The sequence below is a fragment of the Pseudoalteromonas sp. APC 3691 genome (assembly GCF_030408135.1).
Classification (GTDB): Bacteria; Pseudomonadota; Gammaproteobacteria; order Enterobacterales; family Alteromonadaceae; genus Pseudoalteromonas.
In genome coordinates, this window is sequence record NZ_JASDCB010000050.1 from 1 (window position 1) to 19,034 (window position 19,034).

Below are 19,034 nucleotides of genomic sequence, written 5' to 3' on the forward strand. Positions count from 1 at the left end.
AAGTCTCTGAAGGGCCGTTGAAGACTACAACGTTGATAGGCAAGATGTGGAAGTGGTGTGAGCCATTAAGCTAACTTGTACTAATTACCCGTGAGGCTTAACCATACAACGCCAAACGCGTTTTATGTGATAGTGAAACAAGCGAAGAAGTTAATATAACTAAAGTAGATATTACTTAGAAAGACTTAAAAAATATTATCAGATATTTTCCAAATTCAGTTAGTACGCAGAAATACGTATTAACACCCAAATTTGCTTGGTGACAATAGCGTTTTGGACCCACCTGACTCCATGCCGAACTCAGTAGTGAAAAGAAACAGCGCCGATGATAGTGTAGCATTTGCTATGTGAAAGTAGGACATTACCAGGCTTCAAATTGTAGAAAGCCCGGATCTAACGATTCGGGCTTTTTTACGTCTGCAAAAAAGTGATTCAGGGATTCCTCTAGAGCGAAGGACTTCTTAGTAAATCATTTATATCGATCAGCAATAATATTTAATCAATTTGAGGGATTAAATCTGACGCTAATTGCGTTAAAAGCCTCATATATGAAACAACTGAATAACGAATTTTTTGCCCTTCTTTTATCGACTCCGCTTAGTTATTGCTCTAATCTCAATTTATGATCTGTTCAATTATGTAGTTTATAAAATGTGACAGAGCTCGTTTAGATAAAAATAGAATAATAAGGGTTTAATAATGAGTGAAATTGATAATCATCCACATGGCATTTTTTGTTGGTCAGAACTTTGTACACACAATTGGAAAGAAGGTAAGACGTTTTATACATCATTATTTGATTGGGGGTATGACGATCAACCTATTGGGGAGGACATATATTACACCATGCTACAAAAGCAAGCTGGTGATATAGCCGCTATGTATGAAATGCCTAAAGAGCAAATTAGTGAAGGGATCCCAAGTCATTGGTTGGCTTACATTGCCGTCGACAATGTTGACGATTGTGCGCTAAAAGCTAAAGAACTAGGTGCTGAAGTTATTGCCGGTCCTCATGATGTTATGAATGCAGGGCGAATGTTGATGCTAAAAGATCCTGTAGGTGCCACTGTTGCACTATGGCAAGGCAATGAGCATAAAGGTTGTAAGCACTTAGGTGAATTAAACACGCCTTATTGGCATGAGTTAGCAACCAGAAATAGTAAAGTAAGTAGAGATTTTTACTGTGCTTTACTAGGCTGGGAAAGTGAAATAAAGCCAATGGAAGGTATGAACTACACTTTATTTTTAGTAGGTGGACACCCAATTGCCGGTATGCTTGAGATGACAAGCGATTGGCCTGAAGATATTCCTGCTCATTGGATGATTTATTTTGCAGTAGAGAGCTGCGATACAGCAGTAAATAAAGCCGCTAGCCTAGGTGGACAAGTATGTGTTTCTGCAACAGATATCCCCGATGTTGGTCGTTTTAGTGTTATATGCGACCCTCAAGGTGCTGTATTTTCGGTGATCGAATCTGTTATAGATGACGTTTAAACAGTTACATTAGCTTTAGCGTTAATTTACTCGCTAGTTTGTTATAATACTCGCCAATTAAATCGTCAGAAAGTGCAGAGAACGCAATGGAATTTGAACAAGATAGCAATTTAACCCTTCCTTTATTTCTATTAGATGAATCATTAAGTAATAGAGATTTAGAGCAGCCTGATTTTGAAATATCAATTGGACTTGATGATGAGTTACTTGCTCAAATTTGCCAAAATCCAAGTGAAGATAGCAGTGTAGCTATTACCGTTAGCGGTTATGAGTTGCTTATAACTGATTCTCTGTATTTAAGTATATTAGAGCAAGAGCATGATGCGCAGATAACATTAACGCATGGGCCTCTTTTAAGTATTGTTTTGAATACTGAAGGTCAAAAAACATTCGTTTCTCCTCAAATGGATATGATGCCCACCTTCGATTTAGGTGACGAGGACGAATGAAAAAAATAATAATAAGTACATTTGTATTAATTATCCTTAGTGGTTGTGCTTACTTAGGTAATGCACATTACGATGATTTATTTGGCCCTGAACAAGCGCAAGAACGTATCGTTCCACATTCTACCCTTGCTGGAGCTGATTTTTTACAAAACGTAAAACCAGTACTCGATACCCGCTGCGTCGTTTGCCATGGTTGTTACGATGCACCTTGCCAGCTTAAGCTCTCATCCCCTGAAGGTATTGATCGAGGTTTGAGTAAAGAGCTCGTTTACGATGGAACTCGTTTATTGGCAACGACCCCAAGCCGTTTATTGTTTGATGCAACTAATACACAGCAATGGCGAGAAAAAAACTTTACGCCAGTGCTAAATGAGCGCGTACAAAGTGAAGAAGCAAACTTAGCGGGAAGTGTTTTATTTAATAGTTTAGTGTTAAAGCAAAGCTATGAATTACCAACTAATGAAGTGCTAGATGATGAATTTGATTTTTCATTAGGGCGTTCGCAAACCTGTGCAACAATGGGGGAGTTTGACCGATTAGCTGACGAGCAACCTCATGGCGGTATGCCTTATGGTTTACCTGGGGTTTCGCGCGAAGAGTTTAATCATTTACAGAACTGGCTTAAAAATGGCGGTAAAATGTCACATATTGAGCCACCAAGTAAGTATGATCAGAATAAAATAAAGGGCTGGGAAGCATTTTTAAATCAAGATAACTTAAAGTATCAGTTATCAGCACGTTATATTTATGAACATTGGTTTTTAGCACATATTTATTTTACGTCAGAAAATCCACAAAGCTTTTTCAAACTAGTTCGCTCAAGTACGCCTCCTGGTGAGGAAATAAAGTTAATTAATACGCGTCGTCCATACGATGACCCTAAAGTTAGCCGTGTTTATTATCGTTTTATGCAAGAGCGTACAACCATACTTTCTAAAACGCATTTACCACTTGAGCTTAATGAAACTAAATTACTGCGTTTGTACGAGCAGTTTATTGCGCCAGATTATACAGTTACGCAAATGCCGAGTTATGAGCCTAAGTCAGCATCTAACCCATTTAAAACTTTTGAAGTTATTCCTATTAATTCTAAATATCAATTTATGCTTGATGAAGCAGAGTTAATTATTATGGGCTTTATAAAAGGGCCTGTTTGTCGTGGTCAGATTGCTTTAAATGTTATAAATGATCACTTTTGGGTGGCATTTGCTGATCCTGATAAGGTTGCGACTCCTGCTATAGGGGAAATGTTAATGCAACATGAAGAAGCTCTAGAACTTCCTGCCGCAGAGGAAAGTAATGCGTTACCTATTTCTAGCTGGGTTAAATATTCAGTTCGTGAGAAAAAATATTTACAGGCAAAAGTTGAGCTTGCTAACGAAATGTTTAAAGGTGGCGAGCATCTTACAACTGACTTGCTTTGGAAAGGTGATGGGCACAATAAAAATGCTGCGCTGACTATTTTCCGCCATTTTGATAGTGCAACTGTTGTTAAAGGTTTTATTGGTCAAGAGCCTAAAACCACGTGGATACTTGATTATGCGTTATTTGAACGTATTCATTATTTGCTTGTGGCAGGCTTTGATGTATACGGAAATATAGGCCATCAATTGGTTACACGTTTATATATGGATTTTTTACGTTTAGAGGGAGAGCAAAACTTTTTAGCTCTATTACCTGAGCACAAGCGTAATCAAATCAAAAAGCAGTGGTACCGTAATTCACCACCTGACTTATCTAAGTTCTTTAAAAATAACCGAGAATTTAGTCAGCCAAGTGGTATTAACTATAAAACTGATGATCCACAGCATGAGCTATATACTTTGATGAAAGAAGCCTTAGCGCCAGTTTTAAGTGAAAGATACAACTACACTGAAGTACCAAAGCCGTTAAATGTAGTAAGTAATATGCCAGCAAAAGCGGTAAACTTGTTACCTCAGCTTTCTTTTGTACTTGTAAAGCAAAAAGATAATAGTCATAAGGGCTACACTATTATTCATCATAATGCGCACTACAATATTTCTAGTTTATTAAACGAAGATGGTCAACGTGCTTATGATGAAGATACCGCGACTATTGTTCCTGGCTTTATCGGTGATTATCCTGCAGCTATTTGGTATTTAAATAACGAGCAGCAAGTAAATGCTTTTGCCGAGCAATTGCCTATGATGCAAATAGAAGCCGATTATGGTGCTTTGAAATCTAAGTTTGGCATTCGACGTACTCATCCACAGTTTTGGCAATACAGCGATATATTACACGATACGGCTAAAAAATATCGTGGGATAGAATATGGAATGTTCGATTATAACCGTTTAGAGAATAGATAATTAAATAGTTTTATTTTATTAGCCCAGCTTTTTAGTTGGGCTTTTTTATTCGATGAGTATCACTTATACCAATCTGCATGAGCATCTTGGCATTAATGTTTTAGATGACGAAAACTCACTTGCTAAGTGCTTTTAAAATACGTTAATTTACGATTTTAGTATTCACTTAGGAAGTTAGCGTGCAGTCGATTGTGCAATTAATTCAATTTCAGCAATTTAATGGATTTTTACAAAGCCAAGGTCAAAGCCGCTACAATATTCACAACTTAAACTGGCAAGTTAACGAAGGTGAGCATTGGTTGCTTCTAGGTGCTAACGGTGCAGGTAAGTCAGCATTAACAGCGGCGTTAGTCGGTGAAGCTAAGTATAAAAGTGGGCAAAGAGTATGTACGTTTAAAAACCCACAGCTTGTTTCATCGGATGCGCAAAAACAGCTATTAAATAAAGAACTTAAAGAAGAAAAAAATAGCCTGGTAAAATCGCTTATTACAGATCAGCATTATAATGCTGATTTACGAAAGCAGCTTATAAAATTGTTTAAGTTTGATGAGTTATTAAATCGACATTTTAGAGATCTCTCAACCGGTGAAACGCGGAAACTTTTATTAATTAAAGCACTCAGCTCCCATAGTGAGTTAGTCGTGCTTGACGAGCCATTTGATGGACTCGACGTACAATCTTGCCAGCAACTTAATAAAATACTTATAGAGCTTAGCCACACGATTACTTTTGTTTTTGTGCTAAACCGCTTAGACGAAATCCCTTCATTCATTACTCACTATGGCTATGTAAACCAAGGTTGCTTGTTACATACTTTGGCAAAGCCAGGCAGTGAGCAATTGAGTGATTTACTAAAACTACTTCATTTAGAGCATACTTCATTGGATGTGCCATCTCCTGATACCGAACAAGAGCAAAAGGCATTCACCGGTAATACCTTAGTTAAATTGAGTAATGCTAAAGTTAGTTACAGTGATGTAAGCATATTCAAAAATCTCAATTGGACTATAGAAAAGCATCAGCATTGGCAGCTTACTGGAGCGAACGGTTCAGGCAAAACATGCTTATTAAATTTAATAACAGGTGATAACCCACAGTGTTATAACAATGACATTGAAGTGTTCGGTTTTAAACGTGGGACAGGGGAGAGTATTTGGGATATAAAACAGCATATTGGTTTTATATCTAACGCGCTACATATGGATTACCGCGTAAGTATATCGGCTTTAAATACTGTTATTTCAGGATTTTACGACAGCATAGGTTTATATCAAAAACCGAGCGACGCACAAATTAATATTGCTAAGCAGTGGCTGGCATTTATTGGTTTAAGTGACAAGCAAAGCACCTCATTCACCCAGCTATCGTACGGCGATCAGCGTATGTTATTAATTGTGCGGGCTATGGTAAAACATCCAACGTTACTTATTTTAGATGAACCTTGCTTGGGCTTAGATGAAGCAAACAGGCAGCGTGTACTGCTACTAATAGAGAAAATTTGTGCTGCCAATACAAGTACTGTGATTTATGTAAATCATCATGCGGCAGACAAAATTAAAGGAATAGAGAATTACTTAAAAATGGAAGACTTTCATTAAAAGCTCACAGAAAGGTTGAGCGAAAAATCACTCAACCATTTTTATTTTAAAGACGAGTAACGCTAAAGCCTTTATCTCGAAGTTGTTTAAGTAACCCGTGTTTTTCAGGTAAATGCAGAGCGCCTACAGCAATAAATAGCTGCTCGTTTGCTAAACGCGGTGTGAGTTGTTTAACCCAGTTATTATTGCGGTTAGTTAGCATTACTTGCTCGCTAATTTCACCGTAATTACTGTCATCAAAACTCATGTTGTAGTAGTCGGTTAGTGTGTCCATGTCACCGCTTTTCCAAGCATTAACTAATTTGATAAAGTAAGTATTAATATCGCTGAGTTGCTCAAATGTTTCTTCAATCATTTCATTGCTTAATAGCGCCATACCATCAAACATTTGTAGTTGTTGTTCTAGGGTTTCAAGCTCGCCAATTTTAATATTATGCTCTTTAGCATAACTAAGCACTTGCTTGTCTATGCCGGTTTTATCTGAATAACCTGCATTTTGAAATTCAATTTGCATCATAGTCACCATAACAGCCCAAGGCTTTAAGCCATTAAACATAGCAATATCAATCGACTTTTTAGCAAAGTAATCTTTTAACTTGGTATAATTTTGCTTTGAAAGCTCAGTTTGTAATGTTTTACCGTCACTTAGCATCATAAATGGCATTGAGCGCTGCTGCATTTCAAGTGGAGTAAGTTTGCTTATATCAACTTCAACAATGACTTCTTTGCTTGCGTTAATCGCATCGGTTACATTTTTAGGTAAGCCTTTCATGCTGGCATCACCAACGTGTACGGTGCCAAATAAGTAAGAGCTAACGCCATTTTTTTCTATTTTATATAAGGCAGGAGCAGCGTAGCTGTTAAGGCTAAATGTTATAAGTAACGCCACAATAAAAAAGTGGCTAATACGGGTAAGAGCATTCATGGTTTGTCCTTAAAATCTCAAAATTAGTAGTGTAAATACTAACCTAAATTTACTTCAGAGGTAACGTTAATATAAACGTTAACGTATTGTTTTCGGTATTACTGGCCGTAATAGTAAAGCCATTTAAGTTACATAAGCTCTGTACAATTGATAATCCTAAACCATGGCGCTGATTATTAGTTCTAGATGAATCTAGCTGATAGAGCGGGTCAAAAATAGCAGTTAGCTGTTCATCACTTAGTGGTTTATTTACTTTGTTACTAACAGAGATGCTCATGTTTGTGCTGTTATTTACGGCAGTTAATTTAGTTGGCGCCTCAGGAAGTCCATAAAATAGTGCGTTATCGATTAAGTTACATAAAATGGTACTTAAACTAAATTCGTCAACATTAAGTGTAAACTCGTCAGTTATATCATTATTTAAACGCACTTTAATACTTGGGTGCTTAAAGGTCAGCTCATCAACAATTTGATTTACTAGGTTATTTAGCATGATATTTTGCGCATTCAATTGCATAGCACTACTACTTGAGCGCTGCAACAGTAATAGGTTGCTAACAATTGTTTTCATGCGCTGTGAAATATTAAGTACATCACTGGTATAGGTGTCGCTAATGCGTTTATCGTCAGGGTAGCGAATAGCCACTTCTGAAAGACTTATTAGTTCAGCTATTGGGGTTTTAAGCTCGTGTGCAATATCGCTTGTTAGGCGTTTTTCATTACTATAGAGTTGCTGATTAACGGTAATAAACTTATTTAGCTCGTTACGTATAGGTTCTATTTCTTCTACTTTAAAGTCGCTTTCTATTGTTTGCGCAACACCGGTAATATCGAGTAACTTAATTTGGTCGTTTAAATTGTGTAGTGGGTGCAGGCCTTTATTTACAATACGTGTCACTAAATAGCGCACACCAAACACACCAAGTACACAGGTTAAAATAAAGACCACATCAATAATAATCAGTACTTTATTAAGTTCGGAGGTGGGCGCTGCGATTGCAAGCGTCATGGTATTAAAAACAGCAGAGTGGGTGGGATTTCTATCATCTTTTTGGGCTACAAAGTGACTTATAAGTGCGCGGCCATCACGCCCGTTAGGAAGCTCGTAATCTATAATTTTAGATTCATTTATCGGCATTTCTAAAAAAGGCAGGTTAGCATTTTCATAAAGCGCTAATGAGTCCGAGCGCTCAAAAACATCACTGCCATGCCATAACTGGTAAAACTCCGTGGCATCTGCAGCTTCATACTCCGACATAAACTCACCAGCAAAATCAAATTCAACCACGTTGTTGTCATCTTCAACTAAGGTTTTTAAGTAGTTAGCTTTATTAGTTAAAGACTGATTGAACTGATCTTCCACCCAAGTATCAACACTTAAATCAACGGTTAAAAATATGGTGAATAAAATAACTGAGATCACAGCGCTAATATTATTAACGAGTTTACGTTTTATTGAGTGATTTTTATTTTGTTGTTGCGACATAACCAAATCCACGTTTATTTTTTATCGGGAGCTCGCCATCAAACTGTCTTACTTTTTTACGTATGGTTGAGATGTGTGCTTCAAGCGCATTTTTAGAGAGCATATCAAACTGACCTACCACCGCTTCACTTATAAGTTCAAGCCCCAATACTCGCTCTGGGGCGTTAAATAAGCATTCAATTATTTTGTATTCATTACGCGTGAGCTCAATGGCATGTTGCTTGTAATGAAGAGTTTTAAGGGAGAGATCTAATACGCAATCTCCTACGGTTAGGCTATTTTGTTGGTTTTGCAGTGAACCACGACGAAGTAATGCAAGGACACGAGCATGGAGTTCTTCAAACGAAAATGGCTTAGTTAAATAATCGTCAGCGCCTTTCATAAGGCCGTTAATTTTATCTTGAGGCTCACTTCGTGCCGATAAAATTAGCACACGGCTTTGGCTATTACTGCTGCGCAGTGCTTGTAAAATACTCATGCCATCAACGCTCGGTAGCATTAAATCAAGTACGAGGAGGTCGTAGTTTCCACTCAGTGCCATACTCAGCCCTTCTGAGCCATCACCAGTTTCATCTACGGTAAAACCAAGGTTGCTAAGGCCAACTTGCAAGCTGCGTCTTAGTGCTTCAGAGTCTTCAATAACGAGGATTTTCATGTTTACTCGGTTTATAAAAATAGCCTTGTTACTTTAACAAGGCTTTATTATCAAGTCACTTGGTTAATGATACCAACCATTTGTGTAGGCTAAATTACCCAAGTTCGCGTGGGCTAGGGCTTTTCTAACTAGTTGCTCATCATTTTCACATGGTACAAGCTGGTTATTGCTATACGTATAGGTTGTTGCTGGTTTTTGTGGTTGTAACACCACCACTTTATTATCGTGCATGTAGGCAAAGTTTTTGTCGTATTGCATCATTGCGCGTAGTTTGTTGTCGCTAATTGGCTTTGATAAATCATGACCTATCATTGGGTGCTTACCACTTGCGCCAATTAAAGACAGTAGAGTAACAGGAATATCGAGCTGACTGGCTAGTTGGCTATCTCGTTTATGGGTAATACCTTTTCCAAAAATAACGGCCGGAATTTTAAAGTGATCCACCGGTACTAAATTCGAACCCGATACGCGCGAGTCGTGATCGGCAATAACTATAAATACAGTATCATCCCAGTAGCTCGATTTTTTAGCTTTTTCGATAAAGGTGCCTAGTGCGTAATCGGCATACTTGGCAGCATTATTACGGGTTTGTTTTTGTTTATCGTACAGCGTTATTTTATCGTCAGGAAAGTCATACGGGCTATGATTAGAGCTTGAAAATATAAGGCTAAAAAAGGGTTTGTTTTGATTTTTAAGCTTAGTAAGTTCTATGTCAGCTTGGTCGTACAAGTCTTCGTCTGATGCGCCCCACGAGCCATTAAAGTCTATTTTTTTAAAGTTATTTGTATCTACGATACTTTTAAAACCGTTGCCTAAAAAGAAGCTGCGCATGTTATCAAAATGGCTTTCGCCACCATAAATGAACTGCGTGTTGTAATTTTGCTTCGCTAAAAAATCAGCAATGGTAAAAAAGTCGCGTTGTGATTTATCAAGCTTAACAACTGCACGCGAAGGCGTTGGTGTAAACCCTGTAATTACTGCCTCAATTCCACGTACTGAACGTGTGCCCGTGGCGTATAAATTATCAAACCCCCAGCCTTGTTTATAAAGGGCGTCTATATTAGGTGTAAGCGGTAAACCGCCAAGCGTGCCTACATAACGAGCACCTAAACTTTCTTGTAAAATAATGACTAAATTTTTGGGTTTACCTGTATTACTTGCGCGATGAAACGTTTTTGTAGGGGCGGTTACATCGCTAAATGCGGCTTGCGTATTTTGCATGTTATTACGCACAATACTAAGTAATTCATCGGTGGGCATTTTACCGTAATAGTCTTGGCTCGATTGCTCATTAGAAAGTTGCTTAACTGCAAACGCGACGCTATAAAGTGAGTTAAGGGTTAAGTCGTTAAGTAAGTGATCAGTAGAAAACGAGACCATGGCGGGGTTAAGTGGTCTGTGCCCTAATGAGTTGCGGGCGCCCAAAATAGTTAAGCATACTAAAACGAGCGCTAAAATTGATTGGTTTAAGCCTGTTAGTGATGACTTGCTTTGCCATTGATTGCTAAATATTTTGCTTGCAAATTTACAGCTTAAAACAAGTGCTATAACAGCAATAAATACTTCTAACTTATAGCCTGAAAAAATCATTTTTGAGACTTCTTTAGGATAAATTAAATATTCTATAAATAAGCGGTTTGGGCGTAAATCGTACTCGTTTATAAACGTAGGCGTAATCACTTCAAAAAAAACAAGTAAAGCAGACATCGTCACTAAATAAATTTTAATGAGGCCGCGTACTTTATTTTGCCAACCTACGCTTTGCATCAGTAAAGTAAGTAGTAATGCGGGCATAATAATGTAGCTTAGAGTGGCTATATCAACTCTTAAACCACCTATAAATATAGACACCCACGCATGCGATCCAAATACACGCTCCCCTTGCCATACACTTAAACCAAAGCGAGCAAGTGTTAAAAAGCTAAGTGCTAAAACAGCAAATACAACTAAAATCCATACAGGGCCAAGTGCATTTTGTATTTTAGGTATTACTTTAAATATTAGCCTCGTTATTTTAGGTATAAAAGTTAGCTTTATGCCCATAACACAGCCCACCAAATAAGTGCGGCAATTAGCATGGCTATAAACACGCTTGCAGAGGCAATATCTTTAGCTAGCCCCGAAAGCTCATGGTATTCACTGCCAATTCTATCAACTACAACCTCAACTGCCGTATTTACCAGCTCAGCAAACAATACAAAAAGCAGGCTGGCTATAAGCAGTAATTTATCGCTTAGTGCAATCTCTTGTAGCCACACAAACACACCGAGTAACGAAAACAGTGCTAGCTCTTGTTGAAACGCTGCTTCAAATCGACTCATCCATTTTAAGCCGTTAAAAGAATGACTTAAGGTAAAAATAAGGCGCATTAAGCCTTGGCGTTTTATAACGGTTTTATTGCTCATAGTTTTATTTCGCTTGGTGTTGTTTGGCAGCTAGCAAGTAAATCAAGTGATGCCTGATACGTTTTACTTTTAATGCCAATTAAATTTAAAAGGGTGTGAAAAATATTGTTGTGTGAGCGTGCAGCAGTGGTGTCTAAATTAGCCAAGCAGGTATTGGTAATGCGCTGATTATGCTCATCAGCCCACATATAAAGAGGAACATGCGTTTGTGTGCTAGGTGCAAAGCTATACGGAAAACCATGTAAATAAGCCCCAGCTTCGCCAAGTGATTCACCATGATCAGAGACATATAAAAACTGCTTATCTATATTGCTTGGCAGCGCTTTTAATTGCTCAATTACCTGGGCGTTAACAAAGTCGCTGTACGCAATTGTGTTGTCGTAGGTATTAACTAATTCATCGAGTGAGCAGTTTTGAATGTCGCTTCTGTCGCACGTGGGCGTAAATTGCTTAAATTTATTTGGGTAGCGTTTAAAGTAGGTTGGTCCGTGTGAGCCCATCATGTGTAGGACGATAACGGTATTAGCTTGGCTTAAATTAGCGAGTTTGCGCTTAAGCGGAGCAAGCAGTACTTCATCAAAACAATATTTCCCATCGCAAAGCGCTGATGGGGTGGTTGGTATATCAATATTAACAACACGGGTGCATACGTTTTTACAGCCGCTGTTGTTATCAACCCACAGTACGTCACTGCCAGCTTGTTGTGCTAAGTCAATCAGGTTTTGTTGGTTGTCGGCTGCTAATCGATCAAAGTTATCTTGTGTTTGCAGTGAAAACATACACGGCACAGACACAGCAGTAGCGGTGCCACAAGACGCCACATTATTGAAATACGTCACATTGTACTTTTGTGTGTAAGAATTTGTGTTGCGCTTATAACCTTGATAAGCAAAGTTTTCTGCTCGTGCGGTTTCGCCAACAACTATAACTGTTACGCTGGTGGTATTAGGCGCAATTAGGGTGGGTGCTGCATCTATGTTTTTAAATTCTATATTGGTGTACAGCAGTTGATCGCGCATATATTTATAACCGCTAGAGAGATACTGAAACGGAATAATTTCTTTTTTCAAAATGCGGTTGTTACGTCCAGTGGCTGCGTAATCGGCGTAAAAGTTAGCGACCACTAAAGCAATTAGCGTTAAGCAGGCAATAATAAGTTTTATGCGACTAATTGCTTCTTGGTGAGGGCGAGTAAAGTGTATTTTTACTTTGCTTAATATAAAAACAGGTAGCGCACAAAAAAGTAGTAAAAAGGCTATGAGCTGCGGGTTTAAATAGCTCAGCGCTTCGCTTGAATCTGTTTCGAACGTGTTTTGAATCATTGAATAGTCAAACACAACACCGTAATTTAATGAGCCGTAAAGCACGGCGCTAGAAATTATCAGTAAAAGATAGTTAACTGGTTTTAATAACCATCTAACCGACACTATCGAAAAGAAAATAATTAAAAGACATAACAAAAGTAGCGGGACTGAAAGTAAAAATAGCCATGAAAAAGATGCAAGAGAGGTTATGGCGCTAAACGAACCTTGAATAAAAGGAATGTTTATAACTAAACAGTAATAACAGGCAATCATCACTACAAAGGCATTTGCACTACAGTGAATGTAAAACCGTTTACTACGATTTGGCTTTTTTTGTGCTGGTGTTTGACTAATTACGTTCATATTTAGGCTCGTTTAAAATAACAACGCCATGCTATGCAACAACACTTAAGAGTCGCTTAAGAGAACCTACGCATTACCTGAAGGTGATAAATAATTTTATTTATAAAAATATTCTCAAAAATTAATCAAACCTTAAATAAGGGATATAAGAATAGTGAATTTCTGAGATTAAAATTAGAGCATAAAAAAACCACTACCAGCTTGTATAATGAATTTTAAAACCTGATAAATTGCCTTTTAGTCTTTTTGTTAGATTAACTTTGGTGTTGACTTAAAGGGCCTAGCGCGGTACTAATATAAAAAGAGAGCGAAGGAATAACCTTCGCGATAATTGAACAAAATTTGGTATTAATTACATGCTTACAAACGCACTTAACCTAGTCCTGATTATTATCGTGGTGATTATTCCCGCGAGGGCTTCGTAGTGCTTTAAAAACTTAAGCATTAAAAAAGCCCTCCGCACTTAACCGTTCGGAGGGCTTTTTAGTTTTAAGGGTAAAATTTGTAATTGGGTTGTCACTGAGGAATGAGGGTTTATTAATGACAGGCGCAGAACTAACAATCGACTTATTGGCCAAACACGGCGTAAATGAAGTATTTGGCTACCCAGGCGGAGCTATTATGCCAATTTACGATGCGCTGTATGGCGCGCCAGTCAAACACTACCTAACTCGCCATGAGCAAGGTGCAGGGTTTGCAGCTGTTGGTTATGCTCGCAGCACACGTAAATTAGGCGTATGTTTTGCAACATCGGGCCCAGGTGCAACTAATTTAATAACCGCTCTTGCTGATGCGATGATGGACTCAGTACCATTATTGGCGATCACCGGCCAAGTGCCTACTGCAGCGATTGGTTCAGATGCGTTTCAAGAAATAGATGTACTAGGTATGTCGCTTTCGTGTACTAAGCACAGCTACATGGTAGAACGAGCTGAAGACTTAGCAGAGATATTACAAGAAGCAATTCATTTAGCGCAAAGCGGCCGCCCAGGTCCTGTACTTGTCGATATCCCAAAAGATATTCAAATGGCTCAAGTCCCTTTTAAACCTTGGCTAGCAGCTGATGAATACTTACCAGAGTTAGATTTAAAGCAAGTTGCTATTGCTAATCAATTGTTGAGTGAGGCTAAACAGCCTGTAGCGTATGTTGGTGGTGGTGTACAAGCCGCTGATGCGCAAGACGAACTAATGCAATTTTTAAATAAAACTCAGATGCCAGCTGTATCAACACTTAAAGCGCTGGGCAGTGTATTACCAGATTACGAACATTACTTAGGTATGTTGGGTATGCATGGTGGTCAAGCTGCTAATATCGCAGTGCAAGAATGTGATGTACTTGTATGTATAGGGGCACGCTTTGATGACCGCGTAACAGGCAACTTAGCTAAATTTGCAGCTAAAGCTAAAGTAATCCATTTAGATATAGATGCTGCTGAAGTTGGTAAGCGAAAACCTGCTAAAGCTTCATTAATTGCCGATTTAAAAACGTCGTTACCCGCACTTGAGTGCTTTGTAACACCTAAAGCGTGGTGTGACACAAATAAAGAAATGAATATTAAGCATGCGTGGCGTTACGACTACCCAGGTGAGAAGGTTTTTGCACCGTACTTATTAAACCAACTAAGCCAACGCATGCCAAAAACAGGGGTTGTGTGCTGCGATGTTGGTCAGCACCAAATGTGGGTAGCACAACACATGAAGTTTACTCATCCGAGTAATCATTTAAGCAGTGGTGGTGCAGGGACAATGGGCTTTGGTCTACCTGCGGCTATTGGTGCACAAGTAGCACGCCCTGATGACTTTGTTATCACTGTATCGGGCGATGGTTCTATAATGATGAATATTCAAGAATTGGCCACTATTCGTCGTAACAATTTACCTGTAAAAATATTAATTTTAGATAACCAGCGTTTAGGAATGGTTCGCCAATGGCAGGAACTATTTTTTGAAGGGCGTTATTCTGAAACTAATCTGTCGGATAACCCAGACTTTGTGCAATTAGCTGCTGTATTTGGTATCCCAGGGCAAACAATTACTCACGCTAACCAAGTTGATGATGCGATAACTGCATTAGTTAACAGTAAAGGTCCGTACATAGTACATGCCTGTATTGATGATAAAGAAAATGTTTGGCCGCTTGTACCACCTGGGGCTGCTAACGACGAAATGATGACGGAGAAAGCAAAATGAAACATAGCCTAACTATTGCATTAAAAAGTCAAAGTATAGCGGTAGAGCGATTTTTACGAGTGGTGCGTCATCGTGGTTTTGACCTTACGCATTTTCAGCTCAATATGGACGATGGTTTTTATAATGTAGACATGACGGTAGATAGTGATAAACCAATTCACCTTTTAACCAGCCAGTTAAATAAGCTGGTGGATGTCAAAGAAGTCACTTTACAAAATTTACAGCAACAACAGGCTGTGTAATTACGAACTGAAAAACAATTTACGAGTAACTGAATCACTCGGTTACTCACCAATTTTAGAATGAGGAATGCCCGCTTATTTTGCGGCAAAAACTGAGGTAACTATGGCTAAATTAAGAAGTGCAACAACAACTGAAGGGCGTAAACGCGCAGGCGCTCGTGCATTATGGCGCGCAACAGGTATGACCGACACCGATTTTGGTAAGCCGATTATTGCCGTAGTTAACTCGTTTACACAATTTGTACCAGGGCATGTTCACCTTAATCAGCTAAGTGAACTTATGGCTGAAACCATTACACAAGCCGGTGGCGTCCCTAAAGAATTTAATACTATTGCGATTGATGATGGTATTGCAATGGGTCACGGCGGCATGCTTTATTCGCTGCCTTCACGCGACTTAATTGCTGACTCGGTTGAGTATATGGTAAATGGTCATTGTGCTGATGCGATGATTTGTATTTCAAACTGTGACAAAATTACTCCAGGAATGATGCTTGCAGCACTACGCTTAAATATTCCGGTAATATTTGTATCAGGCGGTCCAATGGAAGCAGGTAAAACTAAGCTTGCTAACATCGATATTAAACTTGATTTAGTAGATGCCATGGTTAAAGGCGCTGATGAATCGGTAAGTGATGCAGATTCAGAGCAAGTAGAGCGCTCTGCGTGTCCAACATGTGGCTCGTGTTCAGGCATGTTTACTGCAAACTCAATGAACTGTCTGCTAGAAGCGATTGGTTTAGCACTTCCGGGTAACGGCACGACGCTTGCGACTCATAAAGACCGTAAACAACTTTATGTTGAAGCGGGGGCTCGTATTGTTGATTTATGTCGTGAGTATTATCAAAAAGATAATCAAGATGTATTGCCACGTGCTATTGCTAACAAAACAGCCTTTATGAATGCAATGGTTGTTGATATTGCAATGGGTGGCTCGTCAAATACGGTATTGCATTTACTTGCTGCAGCGCAAGAAGCGGGCGTTGATTTTGATATGTCGCACATTGATGCGCTTTCTCGTAAAACACCATTTTTATGTAAAGTTGCACCAGCGACACCTGAATATCACATTGAAGATGTGCACCGCGCAGGCGGCATGATGGCAATCGTACGTGAACTTGGCAAAGCAGGCTTAGTTGATATGTCAGTTAATCATGTTGCTGGGTCAACTATGGCTGAGCTCGTTAAAAAATGGGATGCAACAGATCCTACTAACGAAGCGGCGCGCAAATTTTACCGTGCTGGTCCTGCGGGCATTCGTACCACTAAAGCAATGAGCCAAGAGTGTCGTTGGGACGAGGGCGATAATGACCGTGTTAATGGGTGTATCCGAAGTGTCGAACACGCTTTTCGTCAAGATGGTGGCTTAGCTGTACTTTCGGGTAATTTAGCAGTTGATGGCTGTATTGTTAAAAGCGCTGGCGTTGTTGATGAAATGCTACATTTTGAAGGTACTGCAGTCGTGTACGAGTCACAAGATGATTCTGTAGAGGGTATTTTAAACGATGAAGTAAAAGCCGGTGATATCGTGGTTATTCGTTACGAAGGCCCTAGAGGCGGCCCAGGTATGCAAGAAATGCTATATCCAACTAGCTACTTGAAATCAAAAGGCCTAGCTGAAAAATGTGCACTTATTACTGATGGTCGCTTTTCGGGTGGTACTTCGGGTTTATCAATTGGTCATGTATCACCAGAGGCGGCAAGTGGTGGTGCAATTGCTTATGTTGAAAATGGCGACAAAATCATTATTGATATCGCAACACGAGAAATCACGTTAGCGCTAAGCGATGAAGAGCTTGAAGCACGTAAACAAAAACAATTAGCACGCGGAAAACTGGCTTACAAACCAGTTGATCGTGAGCGCTATGTATCGTCTGCTTTAAAGGCTTATGCATTACTTGCAACAAGTGCTGATAAAGGCGCAGTGCGTGACTTAGCTAAATTGGAGGCGCTTAGTTAATTATGGTCTCTCAAGAGCTCGATTATTTTCGCGCTATTATTCAAGCAAACATGGAGCCTTTGGCTAAGGTTACCGAGGTCAGCGAAATGGCTGAGCTCGGTGCTAAATTAGGTAACCATGTTTGGTTAAAGCGTGAAGACCAACAGCCCGTGTATTCATTTAAATTACGCGGTGCGTATAACAAATTAAATAAATTACCTAAAGGCTCAGTGGTTATCACTGCTTCAGCGGGTAATCACGCTCAAGGGGTTGCACTAAGTGCTTCTCACTTAGGGCATCAAGCTACAATTGTAATGCCAGTAACAACGCCTGAAATAAAAGTAAGTGCGGTACGTGCGCTAGGCGGTGAAGTTGTGCTACATGGGCATCATTTTGATGCCGCAAAAGCACATGCGCTTGAGCTTACAGAGCAACGAAACGGTATATTTGTTCCACCATTTGATGACCCAGACGTCATTGTTGGTCAAGGTACTGTAGCGCGTGAGCTTATGCAGCAATTAAACGAGCTTGATGCGGTGTTTATTCCTGTTGGCGGCGGCGGTTTACTTGCTGGGATGGCGGTTTATATTAAATCGCTGCGTCCAGATATAAAAGTAATTGGTGTAGAAGCCGACGAAAGTGCATGTTTACAAGCGGCACTTAAAGCAGGCAAACCGGTAGAGCTTGAACGCGTTGGTAGTTTTGCTGATGGCGTAGCGGTTAAAATTGTTGGCACTGAAACATTTCGCTTAGCGCAAAAGTTTTGTGATGAAGTTATAACCGTCACCAGCGACGAAATATGTGCTGCCATGCAGGATATTTTTGTATCTACCCGTGCAATAGCAGAACCTTCAGGTGCACTTGCAACGGCAGGGCTTAAAAAGTGGAGCCAGCAGTCGGGGTTAAAAGGATTACATTTAGCGGCTGTTTTATCCGGTGCTAATTTAAACTTTGATCGCCTGCGTTATGTTGCAGAGCGCACTGCGCTGGGTGAAAAAAACGAAGCGTTATTAGCGGTTACTATTAAAGAAGAAAAAGGCAGCTTTAAACAGTTTTGTGCTTCTTTAGGTGGCCGTGCTATTACTGAGTTTAACTATCGTTATGCAGGACCTGGTGAAGCACAAATATTTGTAGGTATTGCCCTGCGCCAAGGCGAGCAAGAGCTTAATGAGCTAAAGCAAGACTTAACAAATAATGATTACCAATTTTGCGATCTGTCGGATAACGAACTCGCTAAATTACATGTGCGCTATATGGTTGGCGGAAAAGCACCCGAGCAATTACATGAGCGCTTACTTCGCTTTGAATTTCCGGAGTATCCAGGTGCGCTTGCACGCTTTTTAGATACTTTAGGTAGTAATTGGAACATTACCTTATTTCATTATCGTAATCACGGTGGTTCGATGGGGAATGTACTGGCAGGTTTTGCTATTGAGCCGAGTCAGTATGAGATGTTTAACGAGCACTTAAATCGTTTAGGTTACAGTGTACAAGATGAAACACAAAATCCGTGCTTTAGCCAATTTTTAACATCAAAGCCCCAAGCAGAAAAAGCCGAAAAACTCGCCTCAGTATAGTCCTTCTTTAAAGGCAGGCACCTAACTAGGGTGCTTGCTTTATCGCACGTTTTACATATAGTTACAGGTAATCGTCA

The 19,034-nt window shown here is 39.5% G+C and carries 14 protein-coding genes and 2 rRNA genes; 10 read left to right on the forward strand and 6 right to left on the reverse strand.

Going from position 1 to position 19,034, the window contains the following annotated elements; all coding sequences use genetic code 11:
- The 6 genes from QL998_RS14750 to QL998_RS14775 form a co-directional block, all read left to right on the forward strand.
- Positions 1-105, forward strand: a 23S ribosomal RNA gene (locus QL998_RS14750); the annotation flags it as partial.
- Between the two features lie 150 nt (positions 106-255).
- Positions 256-370: ribosomal RNA gene (rrf, locus tag QL998_RS14755) — 5S ribosomal RNA — on the forward strand.
- 329 nt (positions 371-699) lie between these two features.
- Positions 700-1,494 (forward strand): VOC family protein, encoded by a 795-nt coding sequence (locus tag QL998_RS14760; protein ID WP_182197202.1) that lies wholly within the window; start codon positions 700-702, stop codon positions 1,492-1,494.
- A gap of 86 nt (positions 1,495-1,580) precedes the next feature.
- Positions 1,581-1,943, forward strand: coding sequence for a hypothetical protein (locus QL998_RS14765; RefSeq protein ID WP_010553841.1), 363 nt, complete (start codon positions 1,581-1,583; stop codon positions 1,941-1,943).
- Positions 1,940-4,273, forward strand: coding sequence for a fatty acid cis/trans isomerase (locus QL998_RS14770; RefSeq protein WP_024605315.1), 2,334 nt, complete (start codon positions 1,940-1,942; stop codon positions 4,271-4,273). The genes QL998_RS14765 and QL998_RS14770 overlap by 4 nt, the downstream gene beginning before the upstream one ends.
- Positions 4,274-4,464: 191 nt before the next feature.
- Positions 4,465-5,871, forward strand: a complete 1,407-nt coding sequence (locus QL998_RS14775) for an ATP-binding cassette domain-containing protein (RefSeq protein ID WP_182197204.1) — start codon at positions 4,465-4,467, stop codon at positions 5,869-5,871.
- A 46-nt stretch (positions 5,872-5,917) separates the two neighbouring features.
- Here QL998_RS14775 and QL998_RS14780 read toward each other — a convergent pair whose 3' ends face one another.
- From QL998_RS14780 to QL998_RS14805, 6 genes are all read right to left on the reverse strand, one after another.
- Positions 5,918-6,796: a TraB/GumN family protein gene (locus QL998_RS14780; RefSeq protein WP_290192969.1), complete on the reverse strand. Its 879-nt coding sequence runs from the start codon at positions 6,794-6,796 to the stop codon at positions 5,918-5,920.
- A 49-nt stretch (positions 6,797-6,845) separates the two neighbouring features.
- The gene (locus QL998_RS14785) at positions 6,846-8,282 is read right to left on the reverse strand and encodes a HAMP domain-containing sensor histidine kinase (RefSeq protein ID WP_182197197.1); all 1,437 of its coding nucleotides are present in this window, start codon (positions 8,280-8,282) and stop codon (positions 6,846-6,848) included.
- The gene (locus QL998_RS14790) at positions 8,263-8,937 is read right to left on the reverse strand and encodes a response regulator transcription factor (protein ID WP_154903897.1); all 675 of its coding nucleotides are present in this window, start codon (positions 8,935-8,937) and stop codon (positions 8,263-8,265) included. The genes QL998_RS14785 and QL998_RS14790 overlap by 20 nt, the downstream gene beginning before the upstream one ends.
- Positions 8,938-9,000: 63 nt before the next feature.
- Positions 9,001-10,980, reverse strand: a complete 1,980-nt coding sequence (locus tag QL998_RS14795; RefSeq protein WP_290192970.1) for an LTA synthase family protein — start codon at positions 10,978-10,980, stop codon at positions 9,001-9,003.
- Entirely contained in the window at positions 10,971-11,342 is a 372-nt protein-coding gene (locus QL998_RS14800; protein WP_024605310.1) for a diacylglycerol kinase, read from the reverse strand. Before QL998_RS14800 ends, QL998_RS14795 begins: the two co-directional genes overlap by 10 nt.
- Entirely contained in the window at positions 11,339-13,009 is a 1,671-nt protein-coding gene (locus QL998_RS14805) for a phosphoethanolamine--lipid A transferase (protein WP_024605309.1), read from the reverse strand. Before QL998_RS14805 ends, QL998_RS14800 begins: the two co-directional genes overlap by 4 nt.
- 540 nt (positions 13,010-13,549) lie before the next feature.
- Here QL998_RS14805 and ilvG point away from each other — a divergent pair.
- The 4 genes from ilvG (at position 13,550) to ilvA (ending at position 18,957) form a co-directional block, all read left to right on the forward strand.
- A complete protein-coding gene (gene ilvG, locus QL998_RS14810) occupies positions 13,550-15,199 on the forward strand; it encodes an acetolactate synthase 2 catalytic subunit (protein WP_002959891.1) in 1,650 nt (549 codons plus the stop codon).
- Positions 15,196-15,441 (forward strand): acetolactate synthase 2 small subunit, encoded by a 246-nt coding sequence (gene ilvM, locus QL998_RS14815; RefSeq protein ID WP_002959893.1) that lies wholly within the window; start codon positions 15,196-15,198, stop codon positions 15,439-15,441. Before ilvG ends, ilvM begins: the two co-directional genes overlap by 4 nt.
- 103 nt (positions 15,442-15,544) lie before the next feature.
- Positions 15,545-17,401, forward strand: a complete 1,857-nt coding sequence (gene ilvD / locus QL998_RS14820; RefSeq protein WP_024596945.1) for a dihydroxy-acid dehydratase — start codon at positions 15,545-15,547, stop codon at positions 17,399-17,401.
- 2 nt (positions 17,402-17,403) lie between these two features.
- Complete coding sequence (gene ilvA, locus QL998_RS14825; protein WP_290192971.1) at positions 17,404-18,957, forward strand: threonine ammonia-lyase, biosynthetic; 1,554 nt, start codon at positions 17,404-17,406, stop codon at positions 18,955-18,957.
- Positions 18,958-19,034: the final 77 nt, after the last annotated feature.